The organism is Xylanibacter brevis P6B11, assembly GCF_000621825.1.
Taxonomy (GTDB): Bacteria; Bacteroidota; Bacteroidia; order Bacteroidales; family Bacteroidaceae; genus Prevotella; species Prevotella brevis.
Window position 1 is genome coordinate 238,684 of record NZ_JHXG01000007.1, and the last position, 18,579, is coordinate 257,262.

Annotated in this window: 11 protein-coding genes; 5 read left to right on the forward strand and 6 right to left on the reverse strand. The window is 49.0% G+C overall.

Annotated features, from left to right (window positions below; translation table 11 throughout):
- Window positions 1–56: 56 nt before the first annotated feature.
- Both surE and lpxB read left to right on the forward strand, forming a co-directional pair.
- Window positions 57–824 (forward strand): 5'/3'-nucleotidase SurE, encoded by a 768-nt coding sequence (gene surE, locus T496_RS0103865; RefSeq protein ID WP_027449581.1) that lies wholly within the window; start codon window positions 57–59, stop codon window positions 822–824.
- Between the two features lie 13 nt (window positions 825–837).
- The gene (gene lpxB / locus T496_RS0103870; RefSeq protein ID WP_027449582.1) at window positions 838–1,983 is read left to right on the forward strand and encodes a lipid-A-disaccharide synthase; all 1,146 of its coding nucleotides are present in this window, start codon (window positions 838–840) and stop codon (window positions 1,981–1,983) included.
- Here lpxB and T496_RS0103875 read toward each other — a convergent pair.
- The 4 genes from T496_RS0103875 to sov form a co-directional block, all read right to left on the reverse strand.
- Window positions 1,937–2,899, reverse strand: a complete 963-nt coding sequence (locus tag T496_RS0103875; RefSeq protein WP_027449583.1) for a bile acid:sodium symporter — start codon at window positions 2,897–2,899, stop codon at window positions 1,937–1,939. The genes lpxB and T496_RS0103875 overlap by 47 nt on opposite strands.
- Window positions 2,896–4,290, reverse strand: coding sequence for an ATP-dependent DNA helicase (locus T496_RS0103880; protein WP_027449584.1), 1,395 nt, complete (start codon window positions 4,288–4,290; stop codon window positions 2,896–2,898). Before T496_RS0103880 ends, T496_RS0103875 begins: the two co-directional genes overlap by 4 nt.
- Before the next feature lie 454 nt (window positions 4,291–4,744).
- Window positions 4,745–5,761 (reverse strand): A/G-specific adenine glycosylase, encoded by a 1,017-nt coding sequence (mutY, locus tag T496_RS0103890; protein ID WP_027449586.1) that lies wholly within the window; start codon window positions 5,759–5,761, stop codon window positions 4,745–4,747.
- Window positions 5,758–13,248, reverse strand: a complete 7,491-nt coding sequence (gene sov / locus T496_RS0103895) for a T9SS outer membrane translocon Sov/SprA (protein ID WP_394331337.1) — start codon at window positions 13,246–13,248, stop codon at window positions 5,758–5,760. The genes mutY and sov overlap by 4 nt, the downstream gene beginning before the upstream one ends.
- An 884-nt stretch (window positions 13,249–14,132) precedes the next feature.
- Here sov and T496_RS0103905 point away from each other — a divergent pair.
- From T496_RS0103905 to T496_RS0103915, 3 genes are read left to right on the forward strand one after another with little or no spacing between them, the layout of a single operon-like run.
- Entirely contained in the window at window positions 14,133–15,692 is a 1,560-nt protein-coding gene (locus T496_RS0103905; RefSeq protein WP_044110565.1) for a type I restriction-modification system subunit M, read from the forward strand.
- Between the two features lie 3 nt (window positions 15,693–15,695).
- Complete coding sequence (locus T496_RS13410) at window positions 15,696–16,733, forward strand: restriction endonuclease subunit S (protein ID WP_044110567.1); 1,038 nt, start codon at window positions 15,696–15,698, stop codon at window positions 16,731–16,733.
- Between the two features lie 4 nt (window positions 16,734–16,737).
- On the forward strand, window positions 16,738–17,328 hold the full coding sequence (locus T496_RS0103915; RefSeq protein ID WP_027449589.1) for a GIY-YIG nuclease family protein: 591 nt from the start codon (window positions 16,738–16,740) through the stop codon (window positions 17,326–17,328).
- Window positions 17,329–18,165: 837 nt separating this feature from the next.
- Here the strand turns inward: T496_RS0103915 and T496_RS14850 are convergent.
- Entirely contained in the window at window positions 18,166–18,303 is a 138-nt protein-coding gene (locus T496_RS14850; protein WP_155808636.1) for a hypothetical protein, read from the reverse strand.
- A gap of 9 nt (window positions 18,304–18,312) precedes the next feature.
- Window positions 18,313–18,552: a hypothetical protein gene (locus tag T496_RS13420; protein ID WP_044110571.1), complete on the reverse strand. Its 240-nt coding sequence runs from the start codon at window positions 18,550–18,552 to the stop codon at window positions 18,313–18,315.
- Window positions 18,553–18,579: the final 27 nt, after the last annotated feature.

An 18,579-nucleotide genomic window follows, 5' to 3' on the forward strand; every position in this document is an offset into this window, starting at 1 on the left:
TCTTTACTTTTTCTCAAAAAGAATAGTTACCTTTGCAAGAAATTTTTTTAGGAGTAATGAACAGCAAAAAACCACTCATACTTATTTCCAATGACGATGGCTATCAGGCCAAAGGTATCAACTGTCTGGTGGATATGTTAAGACACCTGGGCGACATCATTGTTTGTGCTCCCGACTCGGCACGCTCTGGTTTCTCGTGTGCTTTTTCAGCCACCACGCCTCTGCGCCTCAACCTGCGTCACGAAGAGGAGGGACTACAGATATGGTCGAGCAATGGCACACCCGTTGACTGTGTCAAACTGGCCCTATCGCAAATCGTTGACCGACGTCCAGACATTGTTATCGGCGGTATCAACCATGGTGACAATGCATCTGTCAACACACACTACAGCGGCACGATGGGTGTGACGCTCGAGGGATGCATGAAGTACATTCCGTCTATCGCCTTTTCTCTGTGCGACAATCGCGACGATGCAGATTTCGAGCCTTTACGCCCCTACGTCGTTTCGATGACAGAGAAAGTTCTGACCAAAGGACTTCCCAAGGGTATCTGCCTGAATGTCAACTTCCCTCGCACGCCTAAATACAACGGTGTAAAGGTGTGCCGCATGTCACAGGGCACCTGGGGCCAGGAGGTTACGCGCTGTCATCATCCTCGTGGCTACGACTATTTCTGGATGGTGGGACACTATCAGAACGACGAGCCTGATATGCAAGACACCGACCGCTGGGCTTTGGACAATGGCTATGTGGCCATCACCCCCACTCAAGTTGACGTCACCGCCTACGAATTTATGAACCAGAAAAAGGACTGGGAAGAATAACTCTCAACTCATTATGAAGTACTACCTGATAGCTGGAGAAGCCAGCGGCGACCTGCACGCTTCAAGACTGATGCAAGAACTGAAAAGAAACGATGCCAAGGCTTCTTTTCGCTTCATCGGAGGCGACCTGATGGCACAGGTCGGAGGTGAGATGGTGAAACACTATCGCGAACTGGCATACATGGGATTCATCCCCGTATTACTGCATCTGCCCACCATACTAAAGAACATGAAGCGCTGTAAGGAGGATATTCTGCAGTGGAATCCCGACGTTGTCATTCTTGTTGATTATCCAGGTTTCAACCTCGACATCGCTGCGTTCGCTCACCTTCTGGGCTTTAGAGTGTTCTATTACATCTCGCCAAAGATATGGGCATGGAAAGAATACCGTATCAAAAACATCAAACGCGATGTTGACGAGCTGTTCTCCATCCTACCTTTCGAGGTTGACTTCTTTGAGAACAAGCACCACTACCCCATCCACTATGTGGGCAATCCCACTGCCGACGAGGTAAAAGAGTACCTGGAAAACAAGCAGAAGGGTGAGCACCACAACGAGATCAAAGGCGACAAACCCATCATCGCCCTGCTGGCTGGCTCCAGAAAACAGGAGATCAAGGACAACCTGCCCATGATGATCCGCACCACAAAGAAATTCGAAAACGACTATGACATCGTGCTGGCCGGCGCACCAAGCATTGACGAAGCTTACTACCAGCAATTCCTGGAGGGTAGCCAAGTCAGACTGATCAAGAACCAAACTTACGCTTTACTCTCGGAAGCACATGCCGCCTTGGTTACAAGTGGAACAGCAACCCTCGAGACGGCCCTTTTCAACGTGCCTCAGGTGGTTTGCTATGAGACGCCCCTCCCCCGACTTATCGGTTGGCTGAGAAAGAAAATCCTGAAGGTGAAGTATATCTCACTTGTCAACCTGGTGGCCAATCGCGAGGTCGTACGCGAACTTGTTGCCGACTCATTCACGTTCGACAACATACAACACGAGCTGGAAATCATCCTTGATGGTCCAGCCCGCGAGAAAATGCTTGAAGGTTATCAGGAGGTTTGGAGCAAACTGGGCAAAGAGCATGCGCCCGCCAATGCTGCCAAGACTATGCTTCGACTGCTGAACGGCGACGCTCCTGCCATATCTCAATAGAATTGATGATGTTTTGCCACAGGATGTAGCAGCCTGGTCCTACACTGGCCAAAGGCGTCAGATAAGTATAAGCCATCCAAATAGCAAAAGCTGTATTTTTCTGACCCAGGCCCTGTCCTGCCTCTTGCGCACGACCGAAATAATGACCGATAAAGCGTCCTACAGCAAACTGTATGACGCACAGCAACAATCCCAACATCGCGATAGACCCCAGCAACAGCAATGATGCCTGAGCGTGAACGATATTCTTGACCGTCGTTCCCGTCACAATCATCAGCGAACAGCCCCAAAGATAGAAAGACAAGTCACGCACCGAGACCACCTTTCTGTGCAGGCTCTGCCAGTAGTGCTTCACCAGGTAGGCCAGCAACATCGGAACCACCAGCAGGGTCACCACCTGATAAAATATTTTTGTGAAAGCCGACATAAATGAAATATCGGCCGACTTCTCTATCAAGGGGAAGCAAACAGGCACCAGCAGCACCGTCAGGAAGTTTGACAGAAACGTATAGGTAGTCATCTCTTCCAGCGATCCGCCCAACTTTTGCGTCACCACGGCAGCAGCCGTAGCTGTGGGAGCAATGATACACATCAGGAGCGCTTCCATCAACACCAGTTTGTCGCCAGTGAAATGAAAGAACAAGACAATAGCCATCACGATGCCCACAAACAGAAGGTTAAAGATGCTCACCCACAAATGCCAACCTACAGGAAGCATCTTATGGAAGTCAACCTTGCAAAAGGTCACAAAGAGTATCAAAAACATAAATAGTGGCAGAATGGTGTTAAACACAGGTTCCATCACCTCTGCAGCACTTTCCAGTGCAGGAACGAAGGCAAATATCAGATAGACAATCGTTCCCATTCCCATTGACACAGGAAGTGTCCAATCCTTTAAAAACTTTATCAATTTCATTCTTCTACTTGAGCTTTTGGCCAATTGACGAGGAACACCTTTTCCGTGGCACGTGTCAGGGCCGTATAGAGCCAGTGCACATAGTCTGGCGTCAACATGTCATCCGTCATATAACCTTGATCTATATATATGTGTGCCCACTGTCCGCCCTGCGCCTTATGGCAGGTGACAGCATAGCCATATTTCACCTGGAGAGCATTATAGTAAACATCCGTCTTTAGTTTCTTCAATCTGTCAGACTTCAAAGGGATGTCTGCATAATCCTCCATCACCTTATTATACAGTTGTTCGTGTTGCTCACGTGTTAAGGCCGGAGCCTCGGATGTCAGCGTGTCGAGTACCACGGTCGATGTCAGTTCCAAGACAGGGTCAAAGTCGGGGAACTGCAGTGTCACGTCGGCAAAACGAAAGCCATACTCTTTGCGTGTATTTCTCACTCGCTGCACCACGCAGCGGTCACCATTGGCCAGAAACAAGCCATTCTCACCATAGTGGTTCTTCACAATCATCAGTTGATCACCTCGACACAGTTCCTCTTCACGATCAAGAACAGTGTTGCGGATGCCCTGATTGTAGATGTTTGCCCGCTTATTACTGCGCGTCACCACCATGGTCTCATCGAGTCCCACCCGGCTATAGCTTGTTGCCAGCGACTCAATCAGTTCGTCGCCGGGCACAATCTGTATGTCAGGAAAACCAGCAATGCGCAACTTCGGCAGCGCCCACACATCCACACTGTGTCGAATCTCTGTGGCATTGTATAAGATGCCCGACTCCTGACTCTGTCGCAGCACCTCGTCCAGCTCCATCTCATACACCCTCATGCCATAGCCGCGAAGCACATCTGACATCAGTGCCGGACTATCCTCCTCGCCCACTGGTGGCAACTGTGCCTTGTCGCCAATCAGCATCAGCCTGCAGTTATGTCCATTATACACAAACTGCATCAAATCATCAAGCAAGCATCCCGAACCAAAGGTATCGCCCATGCCAGCATTACTGATCATCGAAGCCTCATCAACGAGAAACAGCGTGTCGCTATTCAGATTAGCGTTCAGACTGAATGCCGACAAGTCGGCAGCCGTCTTCTGTCGATAGATACGTCGATGAATGGTGAAAGCAGGATGATGAGCATAACCAGAAAAGACCTTAGCCGCCCTACCCGTAGGAGCCATCAGCACCAGTTTCTGCTTCATGTCCAACAGGGCACGAACAATGGCTGCCGCCAGTGTTGTCTTACCCGTACCGGCAGCACCACGCAGAATCATCACGCACTCTGGGTTCCTATCAAAAAGAAAATCAGCAAAGACGTTCATTGCCTGTCGCTGCTGATTGGTAGGTGTCAGCCCCATGTGCTGTTCAATCTTTATCTTTAGCTCATCGCTTAACATCCCTGCAAAGGTACGATTAAGTGAGCGAAAATGCAAATTTATTTGCAATTTTTCGAACGTGAGTACCTTGGACGAAGTCAAAGGTACGAATAAGCGAGAACAAAACAAAGAGTTTTACTCTTTTTTTGTCGAGCGGAAGTACCTTCGACGAAGTCAAAGGTACGAATAAGTGAGTAAAGAACAAAATGAAAATATATTTTTTATTTTTTCTTTCGAACGCAAGTACCTTCGACGAAGTCAAAGGTACGAATAAGCGAGAACAAAAAACAAATACAAAAAAAAAGATGCGCCAAATTGGTACATCTTTTTTTGTGTTTCTTGTTAGCAATTAATTTAAGGATAAAGATTGGCCTTTGCTTTTTATGTCCTTTATCTTTTCGTTATATTGCAAAGATAGAACATTTTTCGATTCCCTCCAAAAAATTTTGCAACTATTTTTAAGGAAACTTCGTAATTATTTTCTGTTTCCGAGCACAGCACGAACTTCCTCATACAACAGCTCCACCAAACGGGGCACGCCATACTTTTCAAGGTCTTGTTCTTGCACCCAAATATAGTCTTCGGCCAATTCGGGTCGCACCGCTGTCTCCAGTAAATAGAAATCAGCCAACAAGATACGATGTGTCAACACGTGGCGCACGTCCTTTTTCAGCAACAGGCACTGCTGCAGGTCAATCCCATTATTATCTTCTGCTACAAGATACGGCTCATAGAGTCCTTGCCATATATCTCCGGCTCCACGTCGATGGATGGCAACATAGCCCTTACACCTTATATATACATAAGAGAGACGACGTTCTTTCACCTTCAGCGTTTTCAGTTTCACCGGCAGTGTCCCTACCCTGTCCTCACGAAACGCCACACACGACTCCTGCAGCGGACAAGCCCCGCATTGCGGCGACTGTGGTGTGCACTGTATAGCACCGAAATCCATTATTGCCTGGTTGTAGGCAGAAGCCTCTTTGGGTGGAAGTAGCGACTGGGCCAAGGCCGTAAACGTCTTTTTCCCCTCAGTAGTATTGATAGGAGTCTCCACACCGAAATAGCGACTCAGCACCCTATACACATTGCCATCCACCACTGCAGCTGGCAGTCCGAAAGCGATGCTTCCGATGGCCGCAGCGGTATAATCGCCCACACCCTTCAGCGACTTAATCTCGACGAGTGTATGAGGAAATCCCCCCATTGTCACAATCTGCTTTGCAGCAAAGTGAAGATTGCGAGCCCTACTGTAATACCCCAGTCCTTGCCACTCGCGCAGCACCTCATCCTCGGAGGCAGCAGCCAGAGCATCTACCGTGGGCCAGCGCCGCATGAAGCGCTCCCAGTAGCTCCATCCCTGCTTCACTTGTGTCTGCTGAAGGATGATTTCCGAAAGCCAGATGGCATAAGGATCGTGTGTTTCGCGCCAAGGCAGTTCTCTGCCGTTTTCACGAAACCATGTCAGAAGAATAGGTGTAAAAGAGGTCATCGGGTCAAAGAGAATTTAAGTGATACACCAAAATCGTGCGTCGTGGTGGGATAGCTGCTCGAAGACAACAGCGGTTTGTTGGTCTGACGATCGTAGTAAGCCGTGATGGTGAGCATCTTCGACAGCGTATAGTCTGCAGCAAATGAAATCTTCAGTGCTGAGTTGCCACTCGATGCCGAACTAACGCCGCTGGCAATATCACGTGTGATGGCAGCCTGATCGCGGAACGAGATATCGACACGAGTATTCAGGTCGTGGTTCACACCCTTGCTGTTCGACGATTGCTGCTTTTTGTTTTTGCTGTCATCCTCTTTCTGATTGCCCTTCGCGTTCTTCACCTTTCGGTGGTTGCCGTTGCCAAAGAGCTTGAAGTTCGAAATCTTATAACCCAAACCAATCACCCAGTCGTTTGAGCGCGACTCGTTGATCTGCACACTCGTCATCGACAGGTTCAGCACGCGCGAGGTCTTGTATTCCACCTTACAAGTCAGGTTGTTGGGGAACGTCACATCGACACCCAACAATGGTGAGAAGGCCTCGTTGATGCTCACCGAAGAGACGTTATAGCGAGACGACGGCGTGTAGGAACCATCGGCAGCCTGCACATAGCCAAGGTCGCCCATATACTCTAGCCAACTGCTATACGACGCATACGAGCCAACGCTGTAGATGCTCTTATACGAGTGGTTCAGGTTGACGCTCTTCAGGTGATCGCGCAACCATGGCAACTTCGACAGTCCGCCATACTTGATTGTCCAGTTAGGCAACAGTCGGGTCAGCGCGGGGAAGATGTCCAGCGAGTTGCCGGCACCCATCGTGTAGGTGGAGAGGAACGCCGGAATCATCACGTCAGCACTGTAGGGATCAACAGGGTTCACTGTGGCATTGCCTACGCCTGCAGAACCAGCAGGATACTGTGCCTGCACACGTTCACGGAAGGCATCCAGACGGTTGCAGAACCTGTCAAACGAAGCAGAATGATAACCATTATTTGCATTGCCCATTCCCTCCAGCGCACTGCGCAGCGAGATGGTAGTCATCGTGAACGAACCGCTGTAGGTGGTGGGTGTGCCTGCATACATAAACTGCACGCTCTTCGACTTGTTGACCGTACGCGTAGCGGTGAGGTCAATCTTCAAGTCGCGCACGGGTTCCAGCGTAGCACGCAGTTGCAGGTCCTCAGTGGCACTGCTTGTAGAAGGTGTAGCCACGCTGTCGGCGCACAACAGCCATCCACGCTCCAATGCCTTGTCCACATAGCCATCGCCTGTCAGACCGAATGCGAAATCCAGACCTGGTGCCAGCACGCTACCCGTGTTCTGACCGAAAGCATCACCCACATTAGGAATAAATCCGGGCAATGTCATCGCATACTGGTTGCGGTAGCTCAGGTTGATGGTGCGCACCATCATCAGCACACGCGACACCTGCTGAGCGGGGTTGTACCACCACTGTTTGTCCAGAGGTTCCTTGGCCATCACGCTCAACTTCAGTGTGTCGGGCGTGGCTCCCTTTGGCAACCACACCTTGATCTTATTCTCATCCACCGTCTTCCACTTCACGGTGACAGCCTTGCCTTTCGCATTCTTTGCACTTACAATCAGTCGCTTCGACTTCTTGCCGTGCTGCACCTCAATGGTCGTGTCGCTCTGCAGCGTCAGTTCCTTCTGGAACGTATTCTTGTTTTTCGGCAGTGCTTTCTCCTCCTTGTCGTCTGCCTTATTATCCTTCTGGTTGTTGCGGTTCTGCGCAGCCTTGTTGGGCTTGGTGGTCGTCTTGCGAGCTGCCGAGCTCTGCTTCTTGAATCGCTCGTTGGTCTTCTTCAGGAAGGGGATGTGATTATAGAGCGTCTCCATGTTGAAGCTACCGTTGACGTTCAGGTTGCGATTGTTAGAGATGGTGTTACCCAGCGAGGTACCATCGTCCAACTCCGTACCGCGCAACCAAGAATACGTTGCCGAATAGCTGGCATCAGCCTTCAACCAGTCGAAGATGGGCAACTTGTCCAGTGGCACCTGATAGCTGGCCGTGAAGTTCTGCTGATAGTCCAGCGGTGTGCCCCAGTGCTTCAGGCTCTGCCATACCGAGTCTTTCCACGCTGTATAGCGATCGGCATAGAGGTCTTTGTTAAGCGGAGTATAGGGCTCTTCAATCTCGGCATGTGTGGCACTCTGGAAGTTCATGTGCAGATTCTTGGTCAGGTCCCATCGCAACTGGAAGTCACGGTTCCACAAGAACTGCTCGCTGAAGGTCAGTGGCAGGTTCGGGTTGACCGTATTTTCCAAATCGCGCTCCTGCAGTTCGTAGTAGCTGCGCGTCCATTCCGAGTTAAACGAGATGGTCTGTGGCAGATAGTTCAGTCCCAGAGCCTTCGGGAACTGCATCCACTTCGACTTGCTCTTCGACGATTTAAACGGCTCCCAGGTCTTATATACCGGTGTGTAGCTATAGTTCAGCGAGCCACGCCACTGGTCGTCGGTCTCCCAAACAGTTGTCTCGCCAGTTGTGCGACGATGCGAGTGACTATAGGTAAACGAGAAGTTAGCGGGATCGTAGGGCATCGGGTGACGTTTGTTCTTGATGCCGACGCGCGCATTCGACAGTGAGAAGTTGCGCATCACGTTCTTTGTCACAGCCAGCGACTCGATAGAGTCCTTTTCATGCTGGTTGGCAGCCGACTCCAGAGCGTCGTCGAGCTCCATGTCCGTGTCCAGCGGGTTGTATTTAGGACTGACAATCTCCTTTGTATATGAATAGTAGAGCGGAGCGGTGACCTTCGCCTTGTCGGGGAACAGCTTACCCAGTTCCAGGTTGGCCGTCACCGAGTATGACTTCTGAGTGTCTGTAGAACGCTGCATCACGGTCTCCTCCAGTCCGCCGAAGCCGTCGCTGACATAGCGGCCAGTGAGGTTCACCGTTCCGAAGTCAGACAGCTGCACATTCATGGCTCCCGATGCGGCCCAACCACCTTCGTTGTTGGTCTCGCGCAGACGAAGCTCGTTCACCCACACCTCGCCCGACTTCATCGTGCTGCTCAGGTTGCGCACACCGATGATCATGGTCTTCACCTCGCCCAGCGACGGGTTACCCACAATACTGATTTTGTTGTTGGGCTTCTCAGGATCATAGTCGGTGAACAGCTGTGTATAGGAAGCGAGTCCCTGTGCACGTGCCTTGTTGCGTGCCTTCTTCAACTGTGTGAATACAGACATGTTGATGTCGAGCATGTTTTCCAGCGGCCATACCAGCGGACGGTCCGACGGCACGTTCCAGCGATAGTTACCCTCGGGGGTGAGCTTCAACGGAATCAGATACTCGTAGTAGTTGCTCTTATAGTCAGAACCCAGACGGATGAACACAGCCAACTGGTTGTCTTCCAGTTGCGTGTTGTTAGGTATCAAGGCGTTTGCATGCACAAACATCTGCAGACGCTTATACTGACGCAGGTCCAGGTTGGTGTTCTTATAAACAGCCTTCGACTCGTTCTGCGACAGGTTCTTCACCGTCAAGCAGAGCGACTGCTCGTTGTTCTCGGTGAGCTGTGGCTGAGCGGGATCGGTGGCACGCGAGATGCCTGGAGGCAGCACATAGGCCACAGGCTTGCGGTCGGTGTTCTCTTCGATGTTCACAGCACTCATCTCCAGCACACCCGTTTCGGCACCTGCCGACGTCTGCAGGTTCTGTTTGTACTGGCGCCATTCTCCGCGCACCAGGTCCAGCGAACCGAAGCGCAGCACTACGGGCTCTTCGAAACCGGTCAGGAACATACGCATGAAGCGGATGCTGGTGAAATCGTTGATGGCACCCACCTTGCTGTCGAACTCTGCCAAGGGGATACGATACTGATACCAACGCACGGTGAGCGAGTCGCCATTGCGCAACTTTGCATTGTAGTCGCGATGGTCCACAATATAGCTATCTTCCGACTTCACGCCACGGTTGTAGGCCTGCAGCTCATCGTCGCTGATGGGGATGCGATACTGATAGTAACGCTCGTATTCGTTCAACGTGTAGTCCTGGTTGATATCCTCCACGTCAGGACCGGTCTTGTACGATGTGTCGTAGCCCTCGGTCTGGTTGTCGTTGGCGGGCGAGTTGCCCTGAGGGTTGTTGATGCGCTTATAGCGATCCATGATGCTGGTGCGCGCTGCGTCCAAATCTGTGCCACGATAGTAGTGATAGTCGTCGCCGGCGGGGTCTTTGCGCCAAGCCTGCAGCACGCTGTCGTTGGTCACCACACCGCCAATGGCATTCAGCCAATCCATATAGGCGCCATACTGCTGCTCCTCATCATCGGTCAATCCGTTCAAACCCACATCCTGCAACTGGCGTGAGCCTGAGGTGGTGGCAAAGGCATAGGTCTGTGTGGCCTGCACGGGAATCTTACCCCACTGTGTGGTTTCGTATGATGACGTGCCGTCAACGGCCATACCGCTCTCGTAGAATTTCTTACCATCGCGAAGCACATCTTCCGACACCTCGCCCAGGTTCAGGTACAGTTCACCTTTATGTCGGCCTGCCGTACCATCCTTACGGGTGTAGATGTAGGGGTCGAGCAGCCAGAACTCCACATATTCTATATTAGCCTGTTCGAAGTCGGTGGTCTCCAGTCGGCGCATCATTCCACCAAACATCTTGCTGGGGTTCTTCAGCGTACCGTCGGCATTCAATTGGGTGGTCAGGTTGTAAGGACCACGCTCCTGAGGGTAATAGGCCAGGTTCAGCACCGGCAACGTAGAAACGGCGCCGTTGTACGAAGACTGGTCGCGGTTGGGATAGAGTTCCTTCACATAGACCTCGCGCACATAGTGGTTGGACAGCTGTTCCAGGTCGCTCTTGATGTGAGCCGGCGTCAACGACGAAGAACGGCGCGTGAAGATAGGATCCACGTTATACCAAGCCAGCAAGGCGCGGTTGTAGCCGCTCTTCACAGACGTCTTGTCGGTGGCATCGGGAAACATGCTAGGCACGCTCGACAGCACCCAAGCCTTCGGGTCGCTCACGTCCAGCAGGTTCTTGGTGTTCTCGAAGTCGTCCAAATACGATGCGTTATCCTGAGTGCCGGTAGGCGTATGGGCAATGAGTTGTGCAAACTCACCCGTGAAGGTGATCTGCGAAGGCTGCGTACAGTGGAGCAAGGGCAGTCGGTCAAGCACGTTGGTCAACCACTGCGACTCTTGTTTCCAGTTGACGTTTAGTCCCCACAACGTGTTGTTCAGGGGCTCCTCGCCCATCGACACTTTCGACGTGAGTGCCTGTTCCTTCAGGTGCAACAGCGTACCGCCCAACGAGAAGTTCTTGCTGAAGTCATACTCCCAGTTCATGCCCAGCATGGTCTTGCGCTGCATGCCGTAGCTGGTATTGTCCTCCAACGACACGTTGACATTCGTGCCGGCATCGATGATGCTCTGATTCAGGATGGTCACCTCGCCGGCCGAATAGTCCACCGAGTAGTCGCTACCCTCCTGCAGGGTCACACCACCTGCCGTCACCACCACCGAACCCTGAGGCACGTAGGCAGCACCCAGCGAGATGACATTGGCGCTAGTGCCTTTATACTGTCCGGAGAGCACAAACTTATCCTTCTCGGCATTCTGTTTGGCCACCGTCTTGGTCGAGTCATAGAGCTGGTCGAAGCAGTATTTCTCAGCCACCTGGCCCATACCCTTCTGCTTCAGGTAGTTACGCAGATAATTGCCGAATGGCTCTGCAGCCGGCAAGAACACGCGTCCGTTGACCACGGTATAGCCTTGAACAAAGTCAAACTGGCCATTGGAATGAGGCTTCATGTTGGCATCCAGTCGGTCCAGTCCCATCACGCGCAACAGGGGCACTGACTTCAGGCTCTCCTCGGGCAGATAGGTCAGGTAGGTACCTGTGGTGTCGCTTTGGTACTTGATGTCCATGCGGAATTTCTCTTTCTCTACCGAAGAGGCCAGGTAATAGACGTTCTTCATCATCAGGCGCCAGTTGGCCTGCGATGGGTTGTTGGAGGTGTTCTTCAGGGCCTTCACAAACAGGCAGCGGTTGGTCTGAGTGATGTCGGTCGAGAACTCACCCACCTGATAGGTCTGTCCGCCGTAGGTATATTCGTAGGCCACAGCCAGCACCTGGTCGGTCTGCAACCCCGTCTTCAGCGAGATAAAGCCCAGCGCCGTGTTGACCGTGTATTCACTGGAACTCAGCAGGCGGGCGCTCGACAACTTTTCGTAGTCGGCACCACCCACCAACTGGCGGTTAGTCTCAAGGATGGCCGTCACGCGGTCCATGGAGCGCGAAGCCGAGTCTATCTGGCTCACCAGCTGTGCATACTCTGTGTTGGCCAGGTTACTGGGCACATTATAGCCCGTGGTCTGCCACATCGAGTTCTTGATCACGTCATTCTCACCCAAATCGCTGAAAGCCACGATGTTGCGAGAGTTAGAAGTAGTACCACTCTTGTTGGTCACCCACACCTCGATGCGGTTAATCTTCACACCCGTTGTCATGTTGGGCAACGACTGCATTGAGCGGTCGTAGTTCTGGCGGAAATAATGTGAAAGGAAGAAGTGGCGATTTTCCTCATAGTCGGCCACATCAATTTCGTAGGGGGTGGTCTGCGTGCCGCCTTTCGAACTGACGCTCTTGGAGGTAGATTTCTTCTGCGACACCACCGTCTGCAGTTTCAGTTTGCCAAACTGCATGTCTGTGCGAATACCAAACAGCGACGAGGCGCCGTGCACCAGCGAGTTGTTCGAGGGGAACGACACGTTGCCGGCCTCCACCAGTTTGATGATCTCGTCCTCCTTGCCGTCGTACTTCAACTTCAGGTTCTTCGTGTCGAAGTCGAAGGTAGCGTCGGTGTTGTAGTTCAGGTTCATGTTCAACTTGTCGCCCACCTTACCATTCACGTTCAGGTTGATTTTCTCGTCGAAATCAAAAGCCGTGGTCTTGCGGTTGCGTATAGGCAGCGACGGGTTCTCGATGTTCTTGTGCGTAGCGCCAATCTTCAGCTCTGCCGTACCCTGTGTCTTCACGCGCACGCCGCCAGGACCGAAGATTTTCTCGGCAGGTCCCAGATCGAAGTGCATGTCAGAGAAATCGAACTTATCCTTTCCGGCAGCCTTTGCCGTCTCAGCATCCTTCTTTCTGAAATACTGTTCGCGCGCCTTTCGCTCGCTCCAACGCATATACTCCTCTGGCGTCATCACCACCGGAGCATTCAGGTAGCTGTCGCCTATTTTTGAGCCAATGCGATAAACATTCAGGGAGTCGTCATATTCCACCTGCAGCTTGATATTGTCAGGCATTCTCAGATCCAATGCGCTGGAATCCAGGTCCTCTACCACCACAGGTGCCGTGTGCTGAATACGCCAGCGGGCATGCAACAAAGAGTCGGGAATGCTCTCATCCTCGACCCTAGCCTTGGGTTGTGCCTTGGGCGCTGTCTTATTGTCTTTCTTGTTGTCGTCTTGTTGCAGCACCTGAGCCGATGCCAGGCCCACCATCAAAACGAGCAACAACATATATATTACGCGTTTCAAAGTGTTCTATGTTGTCGTATTACAATAATGATAACGCAGAACACACCTATTTATTATAAATAGAACGCTTTTTTACATCAAAAAGCAATGGTTTTGACTCGTGAAATGCGTACTATTACAAGGCAATAGCATAAGTATTGCAATGCAATAGTTACGCTTTTAAGTCGAATCTAGCCCCTAGAAAGCTCAATTCTAGCCCCTAGACTACTCCATTTTAGCCCCTAGATTACCCAATTCTAGCCCCTAGATTACTCAATTCTAGACTCTAGAATGATGTGATCTAGACTTTAGAATCATGCATTCTAGACTCTAGAATCGTGCTTTCTAGACTCTAGAATGACACCAAAACCTATACTTTTGCAAGTCAAAACCTATACTTTTGCGTCTTCAAACCTATCGTTTTGGCAGTCGAAAGTACTTGTTTTGCCACACTCCGCGACCAATTTGGCAATGCCACTTGCGCACACCAAGAATCTCACAGCCCGTGGCAAAAAATTTTTTTCCAATGAATTACTTTGAAAGTTCAGAATTTCTTTCTACCTTTGCACTTAATCACTGGCACATGGCTTCGGTGGAAGTCGCCGGTGGGACTTTTGAGGGTAAAAACAATAACAGCATTAGCTATTATTCGGAATATATAGGAATCTCGCAAATTCAATATTATGTTCAACTGAAGAATAAGTCGTTAATGTCTGCGCGATAGCGTGGACGAGATTTATCAGTTGGACAAGGCGTGCGAGAGCCTCTATATATGATAAGTGGAGTCCCGCTTTTTTATATATAGTTAGGTCCTTTCGCAGTCTTGTTTCTCCGATAATGTCTTTCTGCTGTCCTTTAACTATCGTATTATGCCAAACCAACAAGAACGTGCAGAATTGCACAAGACGATTTGGAAGATAGCCAACGATCTGCGTGGCAGCGTGGATGGTTGGGAGTTTAAGGCGTATGTGCTTGGCTCTATCTTCTATCGCTTTATCTCTGAAAACATTTGTGACTATATCCACCAGCTGATGAAAGAGGCTGGTCAGCCCGACTTTGATTACGCTACAATCGCCGACGAGATGGCTGAGCGCATCCGTCAGAAGATGGTAGAGGAAAAGGGCTATTTCATTCTGCCTTCACAACTTTTCCAGAACGTGGTGAAGACTGCCGAGAAAGACGAGAACCTGAACGAGCGTCTGACTAATATCTTCCGCAGCATAGAGGCCTCGGCTATTGGCACACCATCAGAAGACGACCTGCGAGGTTTGTTCTCTGACTTCACGGTGGATAGTGCCTCGCTTGGTTCTACGGTTATCAAGCGCAACCAACTGCTGGCTAAAGTGTTACAGACCGTAGCACAAATGGACTTAGGTTCGAAGTACAACGACACCAACAACGATACGTTTGGCGACACCTACGAGTTCCTGATGCAAATGTATGCCTCGCAAGCAGGCAAGAGCGGTGGTGAGTTCTTCACCCCTCAGCAGGTCAGCGAGCTGCTGGCTCAACTGGCTTCTTGGAACAATCCTAATATCCAGAAGGTCTATGACCCTGCTTGCGGATCGGGCTCGTTGCTTCTAAAGTTTGCCAAGACCATCGGCAAGCAGAATCCAGATCTGAAATACTATGGTCAGGAGGTGAACCCCACCACCTACAACCTCTGTCGCATCAATATGTTCCTGCACAATGTGAACTTCGACAACTTCGACATTCGTCTGGAGGACACCCTGCTGAAGCCTCAACATATGCAGGATGCACCCTTCGATGCCATTGTTTCCAATCCGCCTTACTCGCTGAAGTGGGAAGGCAAAGACAATCCCATCTTGATTAACGACGAGCGCTATGCTCCTGCTGGCGTACTGGCACCTAAGAGCGCAGCCGACCTGGCATTCACCATGCATATGCTCTGGCACCTGTCAGAGAAAGGTACTGCTGCCATCGTAGAGTTCCCCGGTGTATTGTATCGTGGAGGCGACGAGAAGAAGATTCGCCAGTACCTTATCAAAAACAACTATGTGGATACCGTTATCCAGTTGCCTGCCAACCTGTTCTTTGGCGTGGGTATCGCTACCTGTATCATCGTGCTGAAGAAGAGCGCCAAGACTGATAGTTCTGTGCTCTTCATCGACGCTAGCAAACTATTCCAGAAGGATGGCAACAAGAATGTTCTCCTGCCTGAACATCAGCAGAAGATCATGGAGCTGTTTACCAACCGTAAGGACGAGCAGTATCTGGCTAAGCTGGTGAAGAACGACGACATCCTGGAGAACGATGCCAACCTCAGCGTATCGAGCTATGTAGAGCAGGAAGATACGCGTGAGGTCATCAATATCACGGAGGTCAACGCTAAGCTGGAAACGCTGATTGCCGAAGGCGATGAGCTGAATAAGAAGATTGAGGCGATTGTTAAAGAGTTGGGAGAGTAGAGTATGGTGGAGTGGAAGAAATTAGGAGAGGTGTGTGCTTTTAACAGAGGTAGAACCATCACAGCAAAGGATGCTGTTGATGGTGATATTCCTGTTATTGCAGGAGGACAAACTCCTTCTTATTATCATAACGAATCTAATAGAGAAGGTGAATCTATAACAGTTGCTGGTTCAGGAGCCTATGCTGGATTTGTTTCTTATTGGAACAAGCCTATATTTGTATCAGATGCGTTTACTGTTGACCCATCACAAAGCATTAAACACAAATATCTTTTTCAATGGCTCAAAATGAACCAAAATAGGATATTTGAAACACAAAAGGGAGCTGGAGTTCCCCATGTTCACGGAAAAGATATTGCGAACATCCTCATCCCCATCCCTTCTCTTGAAGAACAGACTCGGATAGTGGGAATTCTTGATACCTTCACTTCTGCAATAGACAACCTAAAGGAGCAGATAGCCCAGCGAAGAAAACAATATGAATATTATCGTGACCAACTCCTCGACCTTGAAGGAAAGCCTGGGGTGGAAATGAAGAGGTTGGGGGAATCTTGCCTTATTAGGACTGGTTCAAAGCCGGCCGAAATATTAGACAAAGGTAGATATTATTATATAAACGCAGGAACTACAGAGTCTGGATATGTAGATAAAAGTAACTGTGATTGTGATGTTGTTACTACTCCTTCACGAGGGCAAGGAGGTATAGGTTTTGTTGGTTATCAGCGAAATGCTTTTTGGCTTGGTCCTTTATGTTATCAAATTCGACCTATTAAAAAAGAAAATTTCAAATCAAAATTTTTATATTACTACCTCTCCTCTAATACAGAAGAGATTCTAAAGTATAAAAGCGAAGGGGGAACGCCTGCTGTTAACGCTGTTGATTTAAAAAAGATAATAATCCCTCTCCCTCCCCTCTCCGAGCAGCAGCGCATCGTCTCTATCCTTGATACCTTCGAGGCCTCTATCCGCAACTTAGAGCAGCAACTCGCACAACGCGAGAAGCAATATGAATATTATCGTAATAAACTATTAGCTTTCTAAAACAATGAGCAATACAACCAATATTTTAACCACAGAAGAAAAAGCCTTTATCAAAGCTCAAGGCTTAGATACTTCGGATTTTATTGATGTTCGTGGTATGGGCGGTCCAAAGAATTACCACGATATGGTAAAGGCAAAGGGCTATATGTATGTAATAAGCAATTATTGTACACAGGGACATCGGCTAAAAACTAGAAGTGGTCGTTGCATAATCTGTGATACTAGAAATATTGCTTTCCAAAAAAGAGACAGCATTGGAGGAACAATTTATATAGCTATAAGTGGAAAATATTGTAAAGTAGGGATTATTGACAACAAGAGAAATAGTCAAGATGTACTGTCTCATCGTGAATTCCAGATGAATAGTGAAGGAGGCTATGGTGGACGAGAGGGCTGGAAAATGATTAAATCATGGAACGTAGAACGTGATTTAGGTAAAGTAGAAAGAGAAGCTCATCGATTGTTGGCAAAGTATAAAGTTGATGGAAAATCATACATGTATAGTTATGAAAGGCGAAACGCACAAGAGTTATTTGAGTGTTCGATACAAGAGGCTCTTGATGCAGTAAAACAAGCAATGAAGACAACTCTCTGAATAGAACACAATTTATGGACGAATCTAAAATTATACAGAATATGAAAAAGACTTTTATGTTGATAGTAATTGTTGCGAGTGCGCTTATTACTGCTTGCGGTAATAAAAGCAACAACTCGGAAACAGAGGATTCTTTCTTGACTGAAGAGGTTGAGGAAGAGTGGGTAGAATGCGAAAATTGTAATGGCAGAGGTTATTTTACTCATACTTGTTCTTATTGTCAAGGAAAGGGGAAATTATATAATACATATAAGTCTACCGGGAGTTGTCCCACCTGTGTAGGAACGGGCATAGCGCCATGTAATAACTGCGAGAATATGGGGTATTTTACCTGTTCTACCTGTTCTGGTAGTGGTGGATTACGCTGTACAGCGTGTAATGGGGCAGGAGTCCGCACGTTCTCTTATAATGGTCAAGTTGAATATGTAAAATGTGGAGGATGCTCTGGTACCGGTTATTGTACATGTTTAAGTTGTAATGGAATAGGACATGTAAAATGTAGATCTTGCCATGGAGAAGGACATATAAAATGCCCGACTTGTGGAGGTACAGGAGGAAATTATACAACAACAGTAACAGAAGAGAGTGGAGTATGCCTCAACTGTAATGGTAGTGGCAAAATAAAAGAGGAATGCGAAGAATGTGATGGATCAGGGGTTGTCTTGGCAGAATAAAGACGCTTAAAGACATTTTTATTAAATGAGTATTATCGTAATAAACTGTTGACGTTTGAATGAATAAGAAAAGGAATCTTTTAAGGTTTACCTGCTGTAAGAACTTGGGCAGTCTCCTCAAAGTATGGGGATTTTGCGTTGATAAGCTTAAGGGGAAGTTTTATCATAACGAAACGATAGTCCCTTTCAACCCCATTTGTTTAAACTCTTCTTTCATACGTTTTTCGGCGGCTCGATTAATCTCTAATGAGCGTTTAAAACGAGCTAAAGCTTCTTCGTATGTAACTTTCTTCACATCCATCTTTCTTACCTACTTCCATAGATCGTCAATTGCAACAGGTTGGAAGTTTCCTTCTTTGATGTCTTTCTCGCCTTCGCTAACGATATCCTCCAACTCTGCCATAGAAATCAGGTTCTCATCTTTTGCCTGCTTTTGTGAGGCAATACGCTTAAGAGATCTGACGGCTTTCTTCATCAGACCTTCATCACCTGATATTGTTTGGAGAGCAGCGAAAAGCTCTGAGTTAAGTTGCATTTGCATGGAAGTCATATCTTCTGGTGTATTTTAGTTTTGCAT